The 408-nt window shown below is 30.6% G+C and carries 1 pseudogene; it reads right to left on the bottom strand.

Annotated elements, in window-relative coordinates:
• Positions 1 to 408 (bottom strand): annotated as a pseudogene (locus GNY06_RS00510) (hypothetical protein); the annotation flags it as partial.

A 408-nucleotide genomic window follows, 5' to 3' on the forward strand; every position in this document is an offset into this window, starting at 1 on the left:
CTAAAAGTCGTTTTTTTTTTTATTTTTTTGAGAAGTGTAGAAAAAAATTAAAAAAATTTTTTGCGGTTTGTAACAGAATTTTTTAGAAGTTAAGAAAGCTTTAAGATAGGTTTTGACAAAAAGTAGTTTAAATTTACACAAAAGGACACAATCATAATGACATCGATAAAAAATACCAAATATACCAATAAAGTCTAAAGCTAAATAGAATCTCCATACTAAATAAAAGATATATTCTTTAGAGCTAGGAGTTTTAAAGCTCGTCACTTCGCATCCCTGCGTGTTTATGCCGCTCATCACATGTTGTATAAGGCTGTCCTTACCTGCGGCATCCATAGCTTGTATAACGATTAAAAGGGATTGACTACCATCTGCATATAATTTTTCTTGTAGCTGATAAAGCTTTGC

It is taken from the genome of Elizabethkingia argenteiflava, assembly GCF_009904105.1.
Classification (GTDB): domain Bacteria; phylum Bacteroidota; class Bacteroidia; order Flavobacteriales; family Weeksellaceae; genus Elizabethkingia; species Elizabethkingia argenteiflava.